The 17,136-nt window shown below is 73.4% G+C and carries 17 protein-coding genes; 3 read left to right on the top strand and 14 right to left on the bottom strand.

The features are described from left to right. Positions 1-128 precede the first annotated feature (128 nt). On the top strand, positions 129-1,496 hold the full coding sequence (locus LUW75_RS17415; protein ID WP_250336438.1) for an FAD-dependent oxidoreductase: 1,368 nt from the start codon (positions 129-131) through the stop codon (positions 1,494-1,496). Positions 1,497-1,564: 68 nt separating this feature from the next. On the opposite strand, the gene LUW75_RS17410 is transcribed toward LUW75_RS17415, so the two are convergent. Further along, complete coding sequence (locus LUW75_RS17410; RefSeq protein WP_250336437.1) at positions 1,565-2,269, bottom strand: TerB family tellurite resistance protein; 705 nt, start codon at positions 2,267-2,269, stop codon at positions 1,565-1,567. Positions 2,270-2,514: 245 nt separating this feature from the next. Next, positions 2,515-4,284, bottom strand: a complete 1,770-nt coding sequence (leuA, locus tag LUW75_RS17405) for a 2-isopropylmalate synthase (protein WP_250336436.1) — start codon at positions 4,282-4,284, stop codon at positions 2,515-2,517. 293 nt (positions 4,285-4,577) lie between these two features. On the opposite strand from leuA, the gene LUW75_RS17400 reads away from it, so the two are divergent. Both LUW75_RS17400 and LUW75_RS17395 read left to right on the top strand, forming a co-directional pair. After that, positions 4,578-5,654, top strand: coding sequence for a M4 family metallopeptidase (locus LUW75_RS17400; RefSeq protein WP_250336435.1), 1,077 nt, complete (start codon positions 4,578-4,580; stop codon positions 5,652-5,654). A 9-nt stretch (positions 5,655-5,663) separates the two neighbouring features. Further along, positions 5,664-5,942, top strand: coding sequence for a protealysin inhibitor emfourin (locus LUW75_RS17395; RefSeq protein ID WP_250336434.1), 279 nt, complete (start codon positions 5,664-5,666; stop codon positions 5,940-5,942). A 22-nt stretch (positions 5,943-5,964) separates the two neighbouring features. Here LUW75_RS17395 and era read toward each other — a convergent pair whose 3' ends face one another. From era to hrcA, 12 genes are all read right to left on the bottom strand, one after another. Further along, positions 5,965-6,915 (bottom strand): GTPase Era, encoded by a 951-nt coding sequence (era, locus tag LUW75_RS17390; protein WP_250336433.1) that lies wholly within the window; start codon positions 6,913-6,915, stop codon positions 5,965-5,967. Between the two features lie 68 nt (positions 6,916-6,983). Next, positions 6,984-7,337, bottom strand: a complete 354-nt coding sequence (locus LUW75_RS17385) for a cytidine deaminase (RefSeq protein ID WP_250336432.1) — start codon at positions 7,335-7,337, stop codon at positions 6,984-6,986. 57 nt (positions 7,338-7,394) lie between these two features. Then, positions 7,395-8,108, bottom strand: a complete 714-nt coding sequence (locus LUW75_RS17380; protein ID WP_250336431.1) for a hypothetical protein — start codon at positions 8,106-8,108, stop codon at positions 7,395-7,397. Between the two features lie 466 nt (positions 8,109-8,574). Continuing rightward, on the bottom strand, positions 8,575-9,870 hold the full coding sequence (locus LUW75_RS17375) for a hemolysin family protein (protein ID WP_250336430.1): 1,296 nt from the start codon (positions 9,868-9,870) through the stop codon (positions 8,575-8,577). Next, entirely contained in the window at positions 9,867-10,364 is a 498-nt protein-coding gene (ybeY, locus tag LUW75_RS17370; RefSeq protein WP_250336429.1) for an rRNA maturation RNase YbeY, read from the bottom strand. The genes LUW75_RS17375 and ybeY overlap by 4 nt, the downstream gene beginning before the upstream one ends. A gap of 29 nt (positions 10,365-10,393) precedes the next feature. Then, on the bottom strand, positions 10,394-11,389 hold the full coding sequence (locus tag LUW75_RS17365; RefSeq protein ID WP_250336428.1) for a PhoH family protein: 996 nt from the start codon (positions 11,387-11,389) through the stop codon (positions 10,394-10,396). 201 nt (positions 11,390-11,590) lie between these two features. Then, complete coding sequence (locus LUW75_RS17360; RefSeq protein WP_250336427.1) at positions 11,591-12,496, bottom strand: ribonuclease Z; 906 nt, start codon at positions 12,494-12,496, stop codon at positions 11,591-11,593. A gap of 6 nt (positions 12,497-12,502) precedes the next feature. Further along, positions 12,503-12,862, bottom strand: coding sequence for a histidine triad nucleotide-binding protein (locus LUW75_RS17355; protein ID WP_250336426.1), 360 nt, complete (start codon positions 12,860-12,862; stop codon positions 12,503-12,505). A gap of 66 nt (positions 12,863-12,928) precedes the next feature. Beyond that, positions 12,929-13,666, bottom strand: coding sequence for a 16S rRNA (uracil(1498)-N(3))-methyltransferase (locus tag LUW75_RS17350; RefSeq protein ID WP_250336425.1), 738 nt, complete (start codon positions 13,664-13,666; stop codon positions 12,929-12,931). Then, positions 13,663-14,736, bottom strand: coding sequence for a nitronate monooxygenase (locus LUW75_RS17345; RefSeq protein ID WP_250336424.1), 1,074 nt, complete (start codon positions 14,734-14,736; stop codon positions 13,663-13,665). The genes LUW75_RS17350 and LUW75_RS17345 overlap by 4 nt, the downstream gene beginning before the upstream one ends. A 102-nt stretch (positions 14,737-14,838) precedes the next feature. After that, complete coding sequence (gene dnaJ / locus LUW75_RS17340; protein ID WP_250336423.1) at positions 14,839-15,978, bottom strand: molecular chaperone DnaJ; 1,140 nt, start codon at positions 15,976-15,978, stop codon at positions 14,839-14,841. Next, positions 15,979-16,995: a heat-inducible transcriptional repressor HrcA gene (hrcA, locus tag LUW75_RS17335; protein WP_250336422.1), complete on the bottom strand. Its 1,017-nt coding sequence runs from the start codon at positions 16,993-16,995 to the stop codon at positions 15,979-15,981. It abuts the gene before it with no gap. Positions 16,996-17,136 lie beyond the last annotated feature (141 nt).

Genomic DNA, 17,136 nt, shown 5'->3' with positions numbered 1-17,136 from the left:
CTCCAAGTCATGCTTCGAGATTACATAAGCATGCCTTATGTAGCCATAGCTCCGGAGCGGGTACCGCTCCACCCCGTCGCCCGTGAGGCGGGCGGGTGGGGAGTACCGACCGTCGAAGGGAACCTGCCATGCCCCGCCCCCTGCGGGTCGCTGTCGTCGGCGCCGGCCCGGCCGGCATCTACGCCGCCGACGCGCTGCTGAAGTCCGAGGCCGCCGGCGACCCGGGCGTCTCCATCGACCTGTTCGAGCGGATGCCGGCGCCGTTCGGCCTCATCCGGTACGGCGTCGCCCCCGACCACCCGCGGATCAAGGGCATCGTCACGGCGCTCCACCAGGTCCTGGACAAGCCGCAGGTCCGCCTCTTCGGGAACGTCTCCTACCCGTCCGACATCACCCTGGACGACCTGCGCGCCTTCTACGACGCGGTGGTCTTCTCCACGGGCGCCGACGCCGACCGGGACCTGGCCGTCCCCGGCGTCGACCTGGACGGCTCCCACGGCGCCGCCGACTTCGTCTCCTGGTACGACGGCCACCCCGACGTGCCGCGCACCTGGCCCCTGGAGGCCGAGAAGGTCGCGGTGCTGGGCGTGGGCAACGTCGCCCTGGACGTGGCGCGCGTCCTCGCCAAGACCGCCGACGAGCTGCTGCCGACCGAGATCCCGCCGAACGTCTACGAGGGCCTGAAGGCCAACAGGGCGCGGGAGGTCCACGTCTTCGGCCGCCGCGGCCCGGCCCAGGCGAAGTTCAGCCCCATGGAGCTGCGCGAGCTGGACCACTCCCCCAGCATCGAGGTCGTCGTCGACCCCGAGGACATCGACTACGACCAGGGCTCCATCGACGCGCGGCGCTCCAACAAGCAGGTCGACATGGTCGCCAAGATCCTGGAGAACTGGGCGATACGCGACGTCGGCGACCGGCCGCACAAGCTGTTCCTGCACTTCTTCGAGTCGCCCGCCGAGATCCTCGGCGAGGACGGCAGGGTCGTCGGCCTGCACACCGAGCGCACCGAGCTGGACGGCACCGGCAACGTGAGGGGCACCGGCGAGTTCACCGCCTGGGACGTCCAGGCCGTGTACCGCGCGGTGGGCTACCTCTCCGAGGAGTTGCCCAAGCTCCCGTGGGACGCCGCCTCCGGCACCGTCCCGGACGAGGGCGGCCGGGTGGTGGAGGGCGGCGAGCACGTCACGTCCACCTACGTGACCGGCTGGATCCGGCGCGGTCCGGTCGGCCTGATCGGCCACACCAAGGGCGATGCCAACGAGACCGTCGCGAACCTGCTGGAGGACCACCGCGAGGGTCGGCTGCACACGCCGGACGCGCCGGGTGAGGACGCCGTGGTGGAGTTCCTGCGGGGCAGGGGCGTCGCGTACACGACGTGGGACGGCTGGTACCGGCTGGACGCGGCCGAGCGGGCTCGCGGCGAGGCCGGGGGCCGCGAGCGCGTGAAGATCGTGGAGCGTGAGGAGATGCTGCGGGCGAGCGGCGTCGAGGTCTGACGCGGGCCGCCGGGAGGCGACCGGTTCCGCGGCGCGCCCCGTCCCGGCGCCCCGTCGCGGCGGGGCGCTCAGAACGGGGTGCGCGCCGCCTCCATGAGCCGGGCCGTGTCGCCGGGCCGGAGGAGCAGGGCGTCGCCCACGGTGGCGAGCACGTCCCGCTCGGCCTGGATGTACGCGCCGTCCGCCAGGGCGATGCGGGCGCCCTGGAGGAGGAGCGACTCCCGCCCGGCGGCCGCCAGGTGGGGGGCGAGCGGCTCCAGCACCTCGTGCAGCTCGATGGCGAGGGCGGCTCCGTAGGGCCCGTCGGCACCCCCGAGGTAGCGGCCGGTGTCCGCGGCGAGCGCCTCGACGAGGTCGACGAGGCCGTCGGCCGTGCAGTCGTCGTACCCGGCGTCCCGTACGGCGCGCACCGCGGTCCGCACGACCGTCCGCGACGACGCGCCGCCGGCGGCGAGGACGGCGAGGGCCACCGTGTGCACGGCGTCGCGGAGCATCGCCGAGAACCGGGCCGTCGTGGGGTGGTCCAGCACCTCCGTGCCGAAGCGGTCGTGGCAGGCGGCGCACTCGACGACCGGGCCCGCCAGTCCGCGCGGCAGCACCGGGACGCCGAGGACGGTGAGGCGGCGGCGGCCGGTGCGGCGCCGGTAGTTGCGGTCGCCGCCGCAGCCGGGGCAGAAGAATTCGCCGTCGCCGATGGTGTGCCACGAGGTGCGAACGGAACAGATGTGGACTTTCCGGCCATTCGATCCGCGTGTTTCCCGCGCTGGCAGCACGTCGCACCTCCTGGGGCCTCGGCCGTCTCGCCGATGTGGACGTGATGTTAGCCACATCGGTGATGTGACGTCAGTACCCCGTCGTGAGAACGCCGCGGACATGGCCGAACCCCGCCCCCCGACGGAGGCCCGGGACGGGGGCGCGCACGGCCAGGGAAGGGCCCCCTCCCCGGGCGGGTGCCGGGGAGGGGGGTGCGGGCGCCCCGGCCCCGCCCCGGAGGGCGGGCGGGAGGCGGCGGGCGGTGTCAGCGCGCGGAGCGGTTGACGGCCGAGACGACCGCCTTCAGCGAGGCGCGGGTCGTGTTGGCGTCGATGCCGACGCCCCACAGCACCTTGCCGTCGATGGCGCATTCGATGTACGAGGCGGCCTGGGCCGAGGCCCCCTCGCTCATCGTGTGCTCCTGGTAGTCCAGCAGCCGGGCGTCGACCCCGACGGCGCTCAGCGCGTCGAAGAACGCGGAGATCGGGCCGTTGCCGGAGCCGGTCAGCACCGTGTCGACGCCGTCGACGACGGCCTCGACGGCCAGGGTGTCCGTGCCGTCCCTGTCGGTGGTGGCCTGACCGGAGCGCAGCTGGATGCGGCCCCACGGGTCGTCCGGGTTGGGCAGGTACTCGTCCCGGAAGACGGCCCAGATGTCGGCCGGGGTGACCTCGCCTCCCTCGGCGTCGGTCTTCGCCTGGATGATCCTGGAGAACTCGATCTGCATCCGGCGCGGCAGGTCCAGCTTGTGGTCGTTCTTCAGGACGTACGCGATGCCGCCCTTGCCGGACTGCGAGTTGACCCGGATGACCGCCTCGTAGGACCGGCCGACGTCCTTGGGGTCGATCGGCAGGTACGGGACGGCCCACTCGATCTCGTCGACGCTCCTCCCCGCGGCCGCGGCGTCGGCCTCCATCGCGTCGAAGCCCTTCTTGATGGCGTCCTGGTGGGAGCCGGAGAAGGCGGTGTAGACCAGGTCGCCCGCGTAGGGGTGGCGCGGGTGGACCTCCATCTGGTTGCAGTACTCGGAGGTCCGGCGGATCTCGTCGATCTGCGAGAAGTCGATCTGCGGGTCGACGCCCTGGCTGAACAGGTTCATGCCCAGGGTGACCAGGTCGACGTTGCCGGTGCGCTCGCCCTGGCCGAACAGGCAGCCCTCGATCCGGTCGGCGCCGGCCATGACGGCGAGCTCCGCCGCCGCGACGGCCGTGCCGCGGTCGTTGTGCGGGTGCGCGGAGAGGCAGACGAAGGCGCGGCGGGAGAGGTTGCGGGACATCCACTCGAACCGGTCCGCGTGCGTGGAGGGGGTCGAGCGCTCCACGGTCGCCGGCAGGTTGAGGATGATCTCGCGGCCCTCCTCGGGCTGCCAGACGTCCATGACGCCCTCGCAGACCTCCAGGGCGAAGTCCAGCTCGGTGTCGGTGAAGATCTCCGGGCTGTACTGGTAGCCGAAGACCGTGTCGTCGCCGAGGACCTTGTCGGCGTACTCCACCACCAGGCGCGTGCCGTCCACGGCGATCCGCCTGACGTCGTCCCTGGAGCCGCGGAAGACGACCCGGCGGAAGACCGGCGCGGTGGCGTTGTACAGGTGCACGGTCGCCCGGTGGGCGCCGCGCAGGGACTCCACGGTCCGCTCGATCAGGTCCTCGCGGGCCTGGGTCAGCACGGAGATCGTCACGTCCTCGGGGATCGCCCCCTCCTCGATGATCGACCGGACGAACGCGAAGTCGGTCTCGCCGGAGGACGGGAAGCCGACCTCGATCTCCTTGTAGCCCATGCGTACGAGCAGGTCGAACATGGTCCGCTTGCGGGCGGGGGACATCGGGTCGATCAGGGCCTGGTTGCCGTCGCGCAGGTCGGTGGAGAGCCAGCGCGGCGCCTTGGTGATCCGCCGGTCGGGCCAGGTGCGGTCGGGGAGGCCGACGGCCTCGTACGCGCCGTACCGGTGGATCGGCATCCCGGACGGCCTCTGGGTGTGCGTCGCGTTGGTCAGCGGCGTGCGGCGGCCGACGGGCTGGGGTGCGGGCTGGGGCATCGCGTGGGGCTCCTCGGGTCCAGCGGGAGGACGGCCGACGGGTCGAAGCAGCACCAGACTCCGCGGGGAGGGGGTCGGCCTACGACTACGGGCCCTCGCCGCGGCGGCTAAGGAGAAGCAGCCCGAAACGCATGATGCGCAGCAGCGTAGCCCAGGGTCGCGGAGACGGGGGCGCCGTTCCAGTATGCGGGATTCCCACCCGATAACCGTCGGGACGTGAATTGTCACTCCTTTTCGTCAATTCGCCTTCACGAGCAGTGACATGAAGGTGACCGACTGCCACATTGCCACACATGACTGCGCACTCCTCACCCGCACGGGTCTTCTGCACGATCGTCCCGCCCCACCTCCTGGACAGACTGGCCCGCTCCTCCGACCCCGCCGTCGCCGAGGCCGCCCGCCGCACCCTGGTCACCGACGAGGCGAACCGCACGGCCCGCCGTCTCACCACGGTCACCGGTCTCCGCCCCGCCCCGCGCGACGTGCCGGCGGCCTCGGGCGAACCGCGCCGCACGGTCTTCGACGCCGAGCACCGCACCCGGCTGCCCGGCCGGAAGGTCCGGGGCGAGGGCGACGGGCCCACCCGGGACGCGACCGTCAACCGCGCGTACGCCGGCCTCGGCACGACGTTCGAGCTGTTCCTGAGCGCCTACGGGCGGGACTCCATCGACGGCGCCGGACTGCCGCTGGACGCGACGGTGCACTACGACCGGGACTACGGCAACGCCTTCTGGAACGGCGAGCGGATGGTGTTCGGCGACGGGGACGGCGAGATCTTCAAGGACTTCACCCTCCCGGTGGACGTGATCGGCCACGAGCTGGCCCACGGCGTCACGCAGTACACCGCGAACCTCGCCTACTTCAGCCAGCCCGGCGCGCTGAACGAGTCGGTGTCGGACGTGTTCGGGTCGCTGGTCAAGCAGTACGCGCTGGGCCAGACCGCCGAGGAGGCGGACTGGCTGATCGGCGCGGGCCTGCTGTCGGACCGGGTGCGGGGCGTGGCGCTGCGCTCCATGAAGGCCCCCGGCACGGCGTACGACGACGAGGTCCTCGGCAAGGACCCGCAGCCCGCGAAGATGGAGGACTACGTCGACACGGCCGCCGACAACGGCGGGGTGCACATCAACTCGGGCATCCCCAACCACGCCTTCTACCTGGTGGCCACGGCACTGGGCGGACACGCCTGGGAGCGGGCCGGGCGGATCTGGTACGACGTGCTGACGGGCGGCAAGCTCGAGGAGACGGCCGACTTCGCGGCGTTCGCCCGGCTGACGGTGGCGGCGGCGCGCGAGCGGTTCGGCGACGGCGGCGCGGAGGCCGAGGCGGTGCTCAAGGCGTGGTCGACGGTGGGAGTGCCGACCAGGGGGTAGACGGAGGCCATGCGTATCGAGGTGCGGCGTACGGGCGGCTTCGCGGGCATCGAGCGCCGGGCGGAGGTGGACACCGCCGACCGGCCCGACGCGGACGTCTGGCGGGCCCTGGCCGGGGCGGTGCTGGAGGAGGCCGCGACCGGGGACCCGACGCAGGGCGTGCCCGGGGTGCCGGACGGCTTCGGCTACGAGATCACGGTCGACGGCCGCACGGTCCGCTGCGCGGAGCCGCGCCTGACCGGGGCGCAGCGCGAGCTGGTCTCCCGCGTGCTGCGGGAGGGCGCCTGACCCGGGCCCTCCCGCGCCCGGGTCAGAACCCGAGCTTCCGCAGCTGCCTGGGGTCGCGCTGCCAGTCCTTGGCGACCTTGACGTGCAGGTCCAGGAAGACCGGAGTGCCGAGCAGCGCCTCGATGTGCTTGCGGGACTTGATGCCGACCTCCTTCAGGCGCTTGCCCTTGGGCCCGATGACGATGCCCTTCTGGCTGGGGCGCTCGATGTAGACGTTGGCGTGGATGTCCAGCAGCGGCTTGTCGGCGGGGCGGTCCTCGCGGGGCAGCATCTCCTCGACGACCACCGCGATGGAGTGCGGCAGCTCGTCCCGTACGCCCTCCAGCGCGGCCTCGCGGATCAACTCGGCGACCATGACCTGCTCGGGCTCGTCGGTGAGATCGCCCTCCGGGTAGAGCGCCGGACCCTCGGGCAGCAGCGGGACGAGCAGGTCGGCGAGGAGCCGGACCTGATCGCCGCCGACGGCCGACACCGGGACGATCTCCGCCCATTCGATGCCCAGTTCCTCGCCGAGCCGGGCGACGGCGACGAGCTGCTCGGCGAGCGCCTTGGAGTCGACGAGGTCGGTCTTGGTGACGATCGCGACCTTCGGGGTCCTCCCGATCCCCGCCAGCTCCTTGGCGATGAACCGGTCGCCGGGGCCGACCTTCTGGTCGGCGGGCAGGCAGAAGCCGATCACGTCGACCTCCGCCCACGTCGTGCGGACGACGTCGTTGAGCCGCTCGCCGAGGAGGGTGCGCGGCTTGTGCAGGCCCGGGGTGTCGACCAGCACGAGCTGGGCGTCGGGCCGGTGCACGATGCCGCGCACGGTGTGCCGGGTGGTCTGGGGGCGGTTGGAGGTGATGGCCACCTTCTGACCGACCAGAGCGTTCGTGAGGGTGGACTTGCCGGCGTTGGGGCGGCCGACGAAGCAGGCGAAGCCCGCGCGGTGGGTCGCTTCGGTTTCTGGTGTACGAACGCTCATGGGGGCCATTCTCCCCGATCCCGGCACGGGCCACGTACCGTGCGCCCCGGGCCGCGGCGCACGGGCCGGGCCCGCGCTCAGCCTGCCGTCACCCGGGCGCGCACCTCCGCGTCGGGGCCGGCGAGGAGGACCGGGGTGGCGGGGCCGCCCAGGTCGCGGACGGCGGCGCGGTCGGCGTCGGCGAGGGTCTCCGCCTCGGACACGACGGCCGCCGCCTCCAGGGACCTGGCGCCGCTGGCCACGGCCATCGCCACGGCGGTCTGCAGCGCGCTCAGCCGGAGCGAGTCCAGCGCGACCGTCCCGGCGACGTAGGTCCGCCCGGTCTCGTCCCGCACCGCCGCGCCCTCGGGCACGCCGTTGCGGGCGCGGGCGCTGCGCGCCAAGGTGATGATCTTGCGGTCCTCGGGGTCGAGTTCGGTGCTCTGCGTCATGCCCCGAGCATAAGCGGGGCGGCCGGGAGCGCACCGGCCGCCCGTGCGGCGGGAGCCTCAGCTCCGCGCGCCCTCGGCGAACTTGTCGCCACCGCGCTTGGCCAGGTCGTCGAAGGCGGCGGGGTCCGGCTCGGCGCCCGGCAGGTACCCGAGGCGGGTGATCCCGGCGCCCTGGCGGGCGACCAGCACGTCGGTCTTCAGCTCCATGCCGAGCTGCGGGATGTCCATCGTGAGCCGCACGGCGAAGGCCTCCTCGCCGACCTTAGGAGCGGTCAACTCCTCCGCGGTGACCGACATCCTCCGGCCGTCCTGGACGGTCGTGAAGGACCGGCACCTGCCGACGGCGCCGTCGAGCCCCTTCACGAACGCCGCCGCGCCGGCCCCGTCGGGGTACGTGAGGACCATCTGGGCCAGGACGCTGTCGCCCGGCCCGCGGAAGTCGCGCTCACCGCCCTTCGTGGTGCCCTCCACCTCGGCGGACATCAGCATCGCCAGCGGCTGGCACTCGGGCTTCTCCGCCTTCGGCCGGCCCTCCGCGGGCATGGTGGTCCCGGCCTTCCAGCCGGCCGGCAGGTCGCCGGCCTCCAGGAGGCCGGCCTTCATCTGGGCCTCGGTGAGCGGGGCGGACGCCGGCTTCTGCCCGGTGCCGCGGCCGCCGTCCGGACCGCCCCCGCCGTCCTTCCCGTCGGACGGGCCACCGCACGCGGCGGTCAGGAGGAGGGCGGACGCGGTGAGCGCCACGACGGTGCCGCGGTACGTACGGATACGCATAGAGGTGTGCTCCCCATCGCTGTGGTCGTCTCGGGGAGCCAGCGTTCCCCCTCCCCGCCCTTGCGGGCCGCAGTGAGGATACGCCACCGCCGCCGGCCGGCCGCCGGCAAGACCGCGGACGGTGCGGACGCGGCCGCCCGGTCCCCGGCGGACCGGCGGCGACCGGGCCGCGGGAGTCCTCCGCCGGCCGACCGAGGGGGCGCCGGCGGCCGGGAAGCGGTCGCCGTGTTCCGGTGGCACTCGCTCACGCGGTGGCCGGGGACGATCACGTCCGGGTGGCCGGCGCACGGGCGGACCGCGTGCCCCGGCTCGCGTCCGGGGTCCGCGGCGAGGGGCCGCGCGTCGAGCGCGCCGGGGCGGAACGCCTTCCCTACGGCCCCGGAACCCGGGGCCCGCGGGCCGGAGGGGAGCCCCTCCACCGCGGCGCCGGGGTCCGGGCGGCCGGGGCGCCCCGGCCGCCCGGGGGTCACGCGGCCTCGTCCTCCGGTTCCCGCGGCACCGGCTCCGCCAGCACGGTCACGATCCTGTTGCGGCGGCCCGCCGGGGACTCGGCGGTCAGCCGCAGCGCCCGTCCGTCGGGCAGGTCCACCACGGCCGTCGCCCCGGCGATCGGGACCCGGCCAAGCGCCTTGGCCAGGAGCCCGCCGACCGTCTCCACGTCCTCGTCGTCGTACGCGTCGAGCCCGAACAGCTCGCCGAGGTCCCCGATGTCGAGGCGGGCCGTCACCCGGTAGCGGCCGTCGCCGAGCTCTTCGACCGGCGGCAGCTCGCGGTCGTACTCGTCGGTGATCTCGCCGACGATCTCCTCCAGGATGTCCTCGATGGTGACGATCCCGGCCGTGCCGCCGTACTCGTCGATGACCACCGCGCAGTGGTTGCGCTCCTGCTGCATCTCGCGCAGCAGGTCGCCGGCGTTCTTGGTGTCGGGGACGAACGTCGCCGCCCGCATCGCCGTGGACACCAGGTCGGCCTCCGCCTCCCGGTTGATGTGGGTCTTGCGGACCAGGTCCTTCAGGTAGACGATGCCGACCACGTCGTCCTCGCTCTCCCCGGTGACCGGGATGCGCGAGAAGCCCGAGCGCAGCGCGAGGGTGAGGGCCTGCCGGACGGTCTTGTACCGCTCGATCGACACCAGGTCCGTACGCGGCACCATCACCTCGCGGACCAGCGTGTCGCCCAGTTCGAAGACCGAGTGCACCATGCGGCGCTCCTCGTCCTCGATGAGGGACTCCCGCTCCGCCAGGTCGACCATGGCCCGCAGCTCCGCCTCGGACGCGAACGGCCCCTTGCGGAAGCCCCTGCCCGGGGTGAGCGCGTTGCCGACGAGGATCAGCAGCTGCGGGACCGGGCCCATGATCCGGGCCAGCGGCAGCAGCACGTACGCGGCGGCCGTCGCCGTGTTCAGCGGGTGCTGGCGGCCGATCGTCCGCGGCGAGACGCCCACGGCGACGTACGAGACGAGCACCATCACGCCGATCGCCGCGGCCAGCGCGCTCCAGGTCCCGGAGATCTCCTCCAGGCAGGCGTACGTGACGAGCGCGCCGGCCGCCGTCTCGCAGGCGACCCGGACCAGCAGCGCCACGTTCAGGTACCGGGTGGGGTCGGAGGTCACCTGGGCGAGCCTGGCCGCGCCGCGCCGCCCGGACCGCACCGCCTCGGCGGCCCGGAAGCCGGAGACGCGCGCGAGGCCCGCCTCCGCGCAGGCAGCGAGCCACGCGACGACGACCAGGGCGACCACGCCCAGGACGAGTCGGCCGGTCATGAGACGGTCGGCGCCGGGGAGGGGCCGGTCAGGCCCTTCTCCGCCCGCCAGCCGTCGACGATCGCCGCCTGGAGCCCGAACATCTCGGCCTTCTCGTCGGGCTCCTCGTGGTCGTAGCCGAGGAGGTGGAGCACCCCGTGGACGGTGAGCATCTGGAGCTCCTCGTCCATGGAGTGCGCCGTGGGCGCCTCGCGGCCCTGCCGCTCGGCGACCTCGGGGCAGAGCACGATGTCGCCGAGGAGCCCCTGCGGGGGCTCCTCGTCGTCCTTCGAGGGCGGACGCAACTCGTCCATCGGGAAGGACATGACATCCGTCGGGCCCGGCAGGTCCATCCACTGGAGGTGCAGCTGCTCCATCGCCCCGGCGTCCACGATGATCACCGACAGCTCGGACAGGGGATGGATCCGCATCCGCGCGAGCGCGTAGCGGGCGACGTCGAGGATCGCCTGCTCGTCGACCTCGGTGCCGGACTCGTTGTTGACGTCGATCGACATGTGGCTGTTCGGTCTCTCGCTCTGAGTTGTCAGCGCCCGTTGCGGGTGTCGTACTTCTCGTACGCGTCGACGATACGGCCGACCAGCTTGTGCCGTACGACGTCGTGCGACGTGAGGCGGGAGAAGTGGACGTCCTGGACGCCGTCGAGGATGTCCTGGACCTGCCGCAGGCCGCTCCTGGTGCCGTTGGGCAGGTCGACCTGGGTCACGTCGCCGGTGATGACGATCTTCGAGTCGAAGCCGAGCCGGGTCAGGAACATCTTCATCTGCTCGGGGTTCGTGTTCTGCGCCTCGTCGAGGATGATGAACGCGTCGTTGAGCGTCCGGCCGCGCATGTACGCCAGCGGCGCGACCTCGATCGTGCCGGCCGCCATCAGGCGCGGGATCGAGTCGGGGTCGAGCATGTCGTGCAGCGCGTCGTACAGCGGCCGCAGGTACGGGTCGATCTTCTCGTAGAGCGTGCCCGGCAGGAAGCCGAGCCGCTCGCCCGCCTCGACGGCGGGCCGGGTCAGGATGATCCGGTTGACCTGCTTGGACTGCAGGGCCTGGACCGCCTTCGCCATGGCGAGGTAGGTCTTGCCGGTACCGGCCGGGCCGATGCCGAAGACGATCGTGTGCCTGTCGATCGCGTCGACGTACCGCTTCTGGTTGAGCGTCTTGGGGCGGATGGTGCGGCCACGGCTGGAGAGGATGTTCTGGGTGAGGACCTCGGACGGCGTCTCGGCGGCCGCTCCCCCGGTCTCCTCCTTGAGCATGGCGATCGAGCGTTCCACCGCGTCCTCCGTCATCGGCTGCCCCGTGCGCAGCACCAGCATCATCTCGTCGAACAGCCGCTGGATGAGGGCCACCTCGGTGGCCTCGCCCACCGCGCTGACCTCGTTGCCGCGCACGTGGATGTCGGCGCGGGGGAAGGCCTGCTCGATCACGCGGAGCAGGGCGTCGCCCGAGCCGAGCACGGTCACCATCGGGTGCTTGGCGGGTACGGTGAAGTGGGCTCGTACCTGGTCTGTCGGTGTGTGAGTCATGGGCCGGCTCTGTGGCCTGCGCATACCTCCTGTTGCAGGGTTCTCGCGGCTCGACAACCTCTGGTCTTCCAGGGTACGGCGTGCGGCTCGCGACCCGGGAGGCTTTTCCGCGGCCCCCCGCGGCCCCCGGGCGGGCCGGCCGGGAGCGCCGCGGGCCGGCGGGTCCGCGGCGGGCGGTGCCGGGGCGTTCCGGGCGGAGCGCTAGGAGCGCTTGGGAAGGGGGACGCGGACGAGGTCCCGGGCGATGGTCAGCTCGCCGTCGAACCCGGCCGCGCGGGCCTGCCTCTCGAACGCGGACGGGTCGCCGTAGCGCTGCGAGAAGTGGGTGAGGACGAGGTGCCGGACGCCCGCGTCGCGGGCGACCGCGGCGGCCTGCCCCGCGGTGAGGTGGCCGTGCTCGACGGCGAGGGCGGTGTCCTCGTCGAGGAACGTCGACTCGATGACGAGCAGGTCGCAGCCCTCGGCGAGCGCGTGGACGCCGTCGCACAGGCGGGTGTCCATGACGAAGGCGAAGCGCTGGCCGGGCCGCACCTCGCTGACGTCCTCCAGCCGGACCCCGCGCAGGGTCCCCTCCCGCTGGAGGAGGCCCACGTCGGGGCCCCCGACGCCGTGCGCGGCGAGCCGTTCGGGCAGCATGCGGCGCCCGTCCGGCTCCGTCAGCCGGTACCCGAACGACTCGACCGGGTGGGAGAGGCGGCGTGCCTCCAGCGTGTAGCCGGGGGTCTCGGCGACCGGCCCGTCGGAGGCGACGGGCGCCTCCACGAGGGAGGCGCGCTCGCGGTAGGCGGTGGCGTACCGCAGCCGCTCGAAGAACCGCTGCCCGGAGGCCGGGTAGTGGGCGGTGACGGGGTGCGGGACCTGGTCCAGGTTGATGCGCTGGATAACCCCGGCGAGGCCCAGGGAGTGGTCGCCGTGGAAGTGGGTGACGCAGATCCGGTCGACGTCGTGCGCGGCGACCCCGGCGCGCAGCATCTGGCGCTGGGTCCCCTCGCCCGGGTCGAAGAGGATGCCCTCGCCGTCCCAGCGGAGCAGGTAGCCGTTGTGGTTGCGGTGGCGGGTGGGCACCTGGCTCGCGGTGCCCAGGACGACGAGCTCTCGTACGGACACGCGGGTCTACCCGGGGGGCCACTCGAGGCCGCGGCCGCCGAGGACGTGGGCGTGGGCGTGGAAGACGGTCTGGCCGGCTCCGCTGCCGGTGTTGAAGACGATGCGGTAGCCCGCCTCGTCGGTCCCCTCCTGCGCGGCGACCTCGCCCGCCTCGCGCAGCACGTCGGCGGCGACCTCCGGCGCGGCGGCGGCGAGCGCGGCGGCGTCGGCGTGGTGGGCCTTGGGGATGACCAGCACGTGGGTGGGTGCCTGGGGGTTGATGTCGCGGAACGCGACGGTGGTCTCCGTCTCGCGGACGACGGTCGCGGGCACCTCCCCCACCACGATCTTGCAGAACAGGCAGTCGCTGCGCGGCTCTCCGGCCATGCCGGCGGCCCTCCCTCGACTCGGACGGCAGGTACGTCCGTACCCTATCGCCGCCCGGTGCCTCCCTCAGGACCACCGTCCGGTGCGCCCGAGGAGGAGCGCCGTCGCGGCCGTGCCGGCCGTGGAGGTCCGCAGGACGCTCCGCCCGAGCCGGTACGGCCCGGCCCCGGCCTCCGCGAACACGGCGAGTTCGTCGGGGGCGACGCCCCCCTCGGGGCCGACGACCAGGACGATGCGGCCGGTCGCGGGGAGCGGCGCGGTGGCGAGCGGCGTGGCGCCCTCCTCGTGGAGCACGGCCGCGAAGTCGGCCTGGGCCAGCAGCCCGGCGACCTGCCCGGTGGTCATGGCTGCGGCGACCTCGGGGAAGCGGACCCGGCGGGACTGCTTGCCGGCCTCGCGGGCGGTGGCCCGCCACTTCGCCAGGGACTTCGCGCCCCGGTCGCCGCGCCACCGGGTGATGCAGCGGGCGGCCTGCCAGGGCACGATCGCGTCGACGCCGGTCTCCGTCATCGTCTCGACGGCGAGTTCGCCGCGGTCGCCCTTGGGGAGGGCCTGGACGACGGTGATGCGCGGCTCGGGTTCCGGTTCCTCCCGGATCTCGTGCAGGTCCACGACGACGAGCCGGTCCTTGCCCTCGGCGGCCCCGACGACGCCCCCGGTCCAGCGGCCCCACCCGTCGGTGAGGACCACGTCCTCGCCGGGGCCGAGCCGTCGCACGGACACCGCGTGCCGGCCCTCCGGGCCCTCCAGGACGTACTCGGGCCCGGTGGGGACCCGTTCGACGACGAAGACGGGGGCGGTCATGAGACACCTCTCAGGGCCGGCGCCGCGAGGGCCGACCGGAGTTCGCAGTGGAGCACTTCGACGAGCCGACCGGCGGGCAGCTCCCGGGCCAGGCGGTGGCCCTGGCCGGCCCACAGGGCCATGCCCTGCGGGTCCTTCACCCTGGCCGCGGCCCTGCGCAGCCCGCCGGTCAGGTGGTGCACCTCGGGGTAGGCGGCCGGGGCGTACGGGCCGTGCTCCCGCACGAACCGGTTGACCAGGCTCCGGGCGGGGCGGCCGGAGAAGGCGCGGGTCAACTCCGTGTGGGTGAACAGCGGATCCGTCACGGCCTGTTTGTGCAGGGGGTCGGCGCCGGACTCGGGGCACACCAGGAAGGCGGTGCCGAGCTGCGCGGCCTCGGCCCCCGCCGCCAGGACGGCGGCGATCTGCCCGCCGCGCATCAGGCCGCCCGCGGCGAGCACCGGCAGCCGTACGGCCTCGCGAACCTGGGCGATCAGCGTCAGCAGCCCGGTTCCGAAGCGCTCGGTCTCCGGGTCGTCCCGGTGCGTGCCCCGGTGTCCGCCGGCCTCGACGCCCTGCACGCACACGGCGTCGGCGCCGGCGCTCTCGGCGGCCCGCGCCTCGTCGGGGCAGGTGACCGTCACGACGGTGCGGGTGCCCGCGCCCGCGAGGGCCGCCACCGTGTCGGGCGCGGGGCAGCCGAAGGTGAAGGACACGACCGGCACCGGGTCGTCGAGGAGGACCGCCAGCTTCGCGTCGTAGCCGTCCTCCCGGCCGGCCTCCGGGTCGCCGAGCGGCGTCTCGTACCAGGCGGACTCGCCGGCGAGCTGCTGGCGGTACAGCTCGACGGCGGCGGGGTCCGCCTGGCCGGGCTGCGGCATGAAGAGGTTCACGCCGAAGGGGCGGGCGGTGAGGCCCCGGACCCGCTGGATCTCCTGGTACATGCCGTCGGCCGTCTTGTACCCGGCCGCCAGGAAGCCGAGACCGCCCGCCTCGGACACGGCGGCCGCGAGCTGCGGGCAGGAAGCGCCGCCGGCCATGGGGGCCTGCACGATCGGGTAGCGGCAGAGATCGGTCAGCGCGGAGGACATGCACGCATGGTGTCACGCCCCCGCGCCGTACCCCGGGCACGGGTCGGGACCGGCCTCGCGGGCGGCGCTCCGCGGTCCCGGCGGCACGCCGCCGGGGTCCCGCTAGCGTCCGTTGAACGCGTCCTTCAGCCGGGAGAACAGTCCCTGCTGGCCCGGGGCGAACTGGCCGGTCGGCCGCTCCTCGCCGCGCAGCTTCGCCAGGTCGCGCAGCAGGCGCTCCTGCTCCGCGTCCAGCTTCGTGGGCGTCTGGACCTCGACGTGGACGACCAGGTCGCCGCGGCCGCCGCCGCGCAGGTGCGTCACGCCGCGGCCGTGCAGCGGGATCGACTGGCCCGACTGCGTACCCGGCCGGATGTCGACCTCCTCCAGGCCGTCGAGCGTCTCCAGCGGCACCTTCGTGCCGAGCGCGCCCGCCGTCATCGGGATCGTCACCGTGCAGTGCAGGTCGTCGCCGCGCCGCTGGAACACCGGGTGCGGCAGTTCGTGGATCTCCACGTACAGGTCGCCCGCCGGACCGCCGCCCGGACCGACCTCGCCCTCGCCGGCGAGCTGGATGCGGGTGCCGTTGTCGACGCCGGCCGGGATCTTGACCGTGAGCGTCCGGCGGGAGCGCACCCGGCCGTCGCCCGCGCACTCGGGGCACGGCGTCGGGACGACCGTGCCGAAGCCCTGGCACTGCGGGCACGGCCGGGAGGTCATGACCTGGCCCAGGAAGGACCGCGTCACCTGCGACACCTCGCCGCGGCCGCGGCACATGTCGCAGGTCTGCGCCGAGGTGCCCGGCGCGGCGCCCTCGCCGGAGCAGGTGGTGCACACGACGGCCGTGTCGACCTGGATGTCCTTCGTCGTGCCGAAGGCCGCCTCGTCGAGCTCGACCTCCAGCCGGATCATCGCGTCCTGGCCGCGGCGGGTGCGCGACCGCGGGCCGCGCTGGGACGCCGTGCCGAAGAAGGCGTCCATGATGTCGGAGAAGTTGCCGAAGCCGCCCGCGCCGAAGCCCGCGCCCGCGCCGGCCCCGCCGGACGACGACAGGGGGTCGCCGCCGAGGTCGTAGACCTGCTTCTTCTGCGGGTCCGACAGCACCTCGTAGGCGGCGTTGATCTCCTTGAACCGCTCCTGCGTCTTGGGATCGGGGTTGACATCCGGGTGCAGCTCGCGGGCGAGCCTGCGGAATGCCTTCTTGATCTCGTCCTGGGACGCGTCGCGGCGCACGCCGAGCACGGCGTAGTAGTCCGTGGCCACTTACGACTCCGCCAGGATCTGTCCGACGTAACGTGCCACTGCGCGTACCGCTCCCATCGTTCCGGGGTAGTCCATGCGGGTCGGTCCGACCACGCCGAGTTTGGCGACCGCCTCGTCGCCCGAACCGTAGCCGACCGCGACGACGGACGTGGAGTTCAGCCCTTCGTGGGCGTTCTCGTGGCCGATGCGCACGGTCATGGCCGGATCCGTCGCCTCGCCGAGCAGCTTGAGGAGCACGACCTGCTCCTCCAGCGCCTCCAGCACGGGCCGGATGGTGAGCGGGAAGTCGTGTCCGAAGCGCGTGAGGTTGGCGGTCCCGCCGATCACCAGACGCTCCTCGGTCTCCTCCACCAGCGTCTCCAGCAGGGTGGAGAGCACCGTGGAGACGGTCCCGCGCTCCTCCGGCTCGAAGGACTCCGGAAGGTCCTGCACCAGCTGCGGCACGTCGGTGAAGCGCCGGCCGGCCACCTGGCTGTTCAACCGGGCGCGCAGGTCGGCGACGGACGTCTCGCCGAACGGGGCGGGGCAGTCGACCATGCGCTGCTCCACCCGTCCGGTGTCCGTGATCAGGACGAGCATCAGCCGGGCCGGGGCCAGTGACAGCAGCTCGACGTGGCGCACGGTCGACCGGGTCAGCGACGGGTACTGCACGACCGCGACCTGGCGGGTCAGCTGGGCGAGCAGGCGCACCGTGCGCCCCACCACGTCGTCCAGGTCCACCGCGCCCTCCAGGAAGTTCTGGATGGCCCGGCGCTCCGGCGGCGACAGCGGCTTGACCCCGGCGAGCTTGTCGACGAAAAGGCGGTAGCCCTTGTCCGTGGGGATGCGTCCGGCGCTGGTGTGGGGCTGGGCGATGAACCCCTCCTCCTCCAGCGCCGCCATGTCGTTGCGCACGGTGGCCGGAGACACGCCCAGGTTGTGGCGCTCGGTGAGCGCCTTGGAACCGACGGGCTCCTCCGTGCCGACGTAGTCCTGGACGATGGCGCGCAGCACCTCGAGTCTGCGTTCACTGAGCACGGCGCACCTCCAGCTCGCTCCGGTCGGCTGACGTCTGCTGGCACTCGCCATGCCCGAGTGCCAACCATCCCCGCGGCCAGTGTACGGCGCCGGGGTCGATGCCTGGCAAGGGCGACGTGGTGGGCGCGGTAGGGGCGGCGC

The organism is Streptomyces sp. MRC013, from assembly GCF_023614235.1.
Lineage (GTDB): Bacteria > Actinomycetota > Actinomycetes > Streptomycetales > Streptomycetaceae > Streptomyces.
This window is presented reverse-complemented; position numbering and strand designations above follow the sequence as displayed.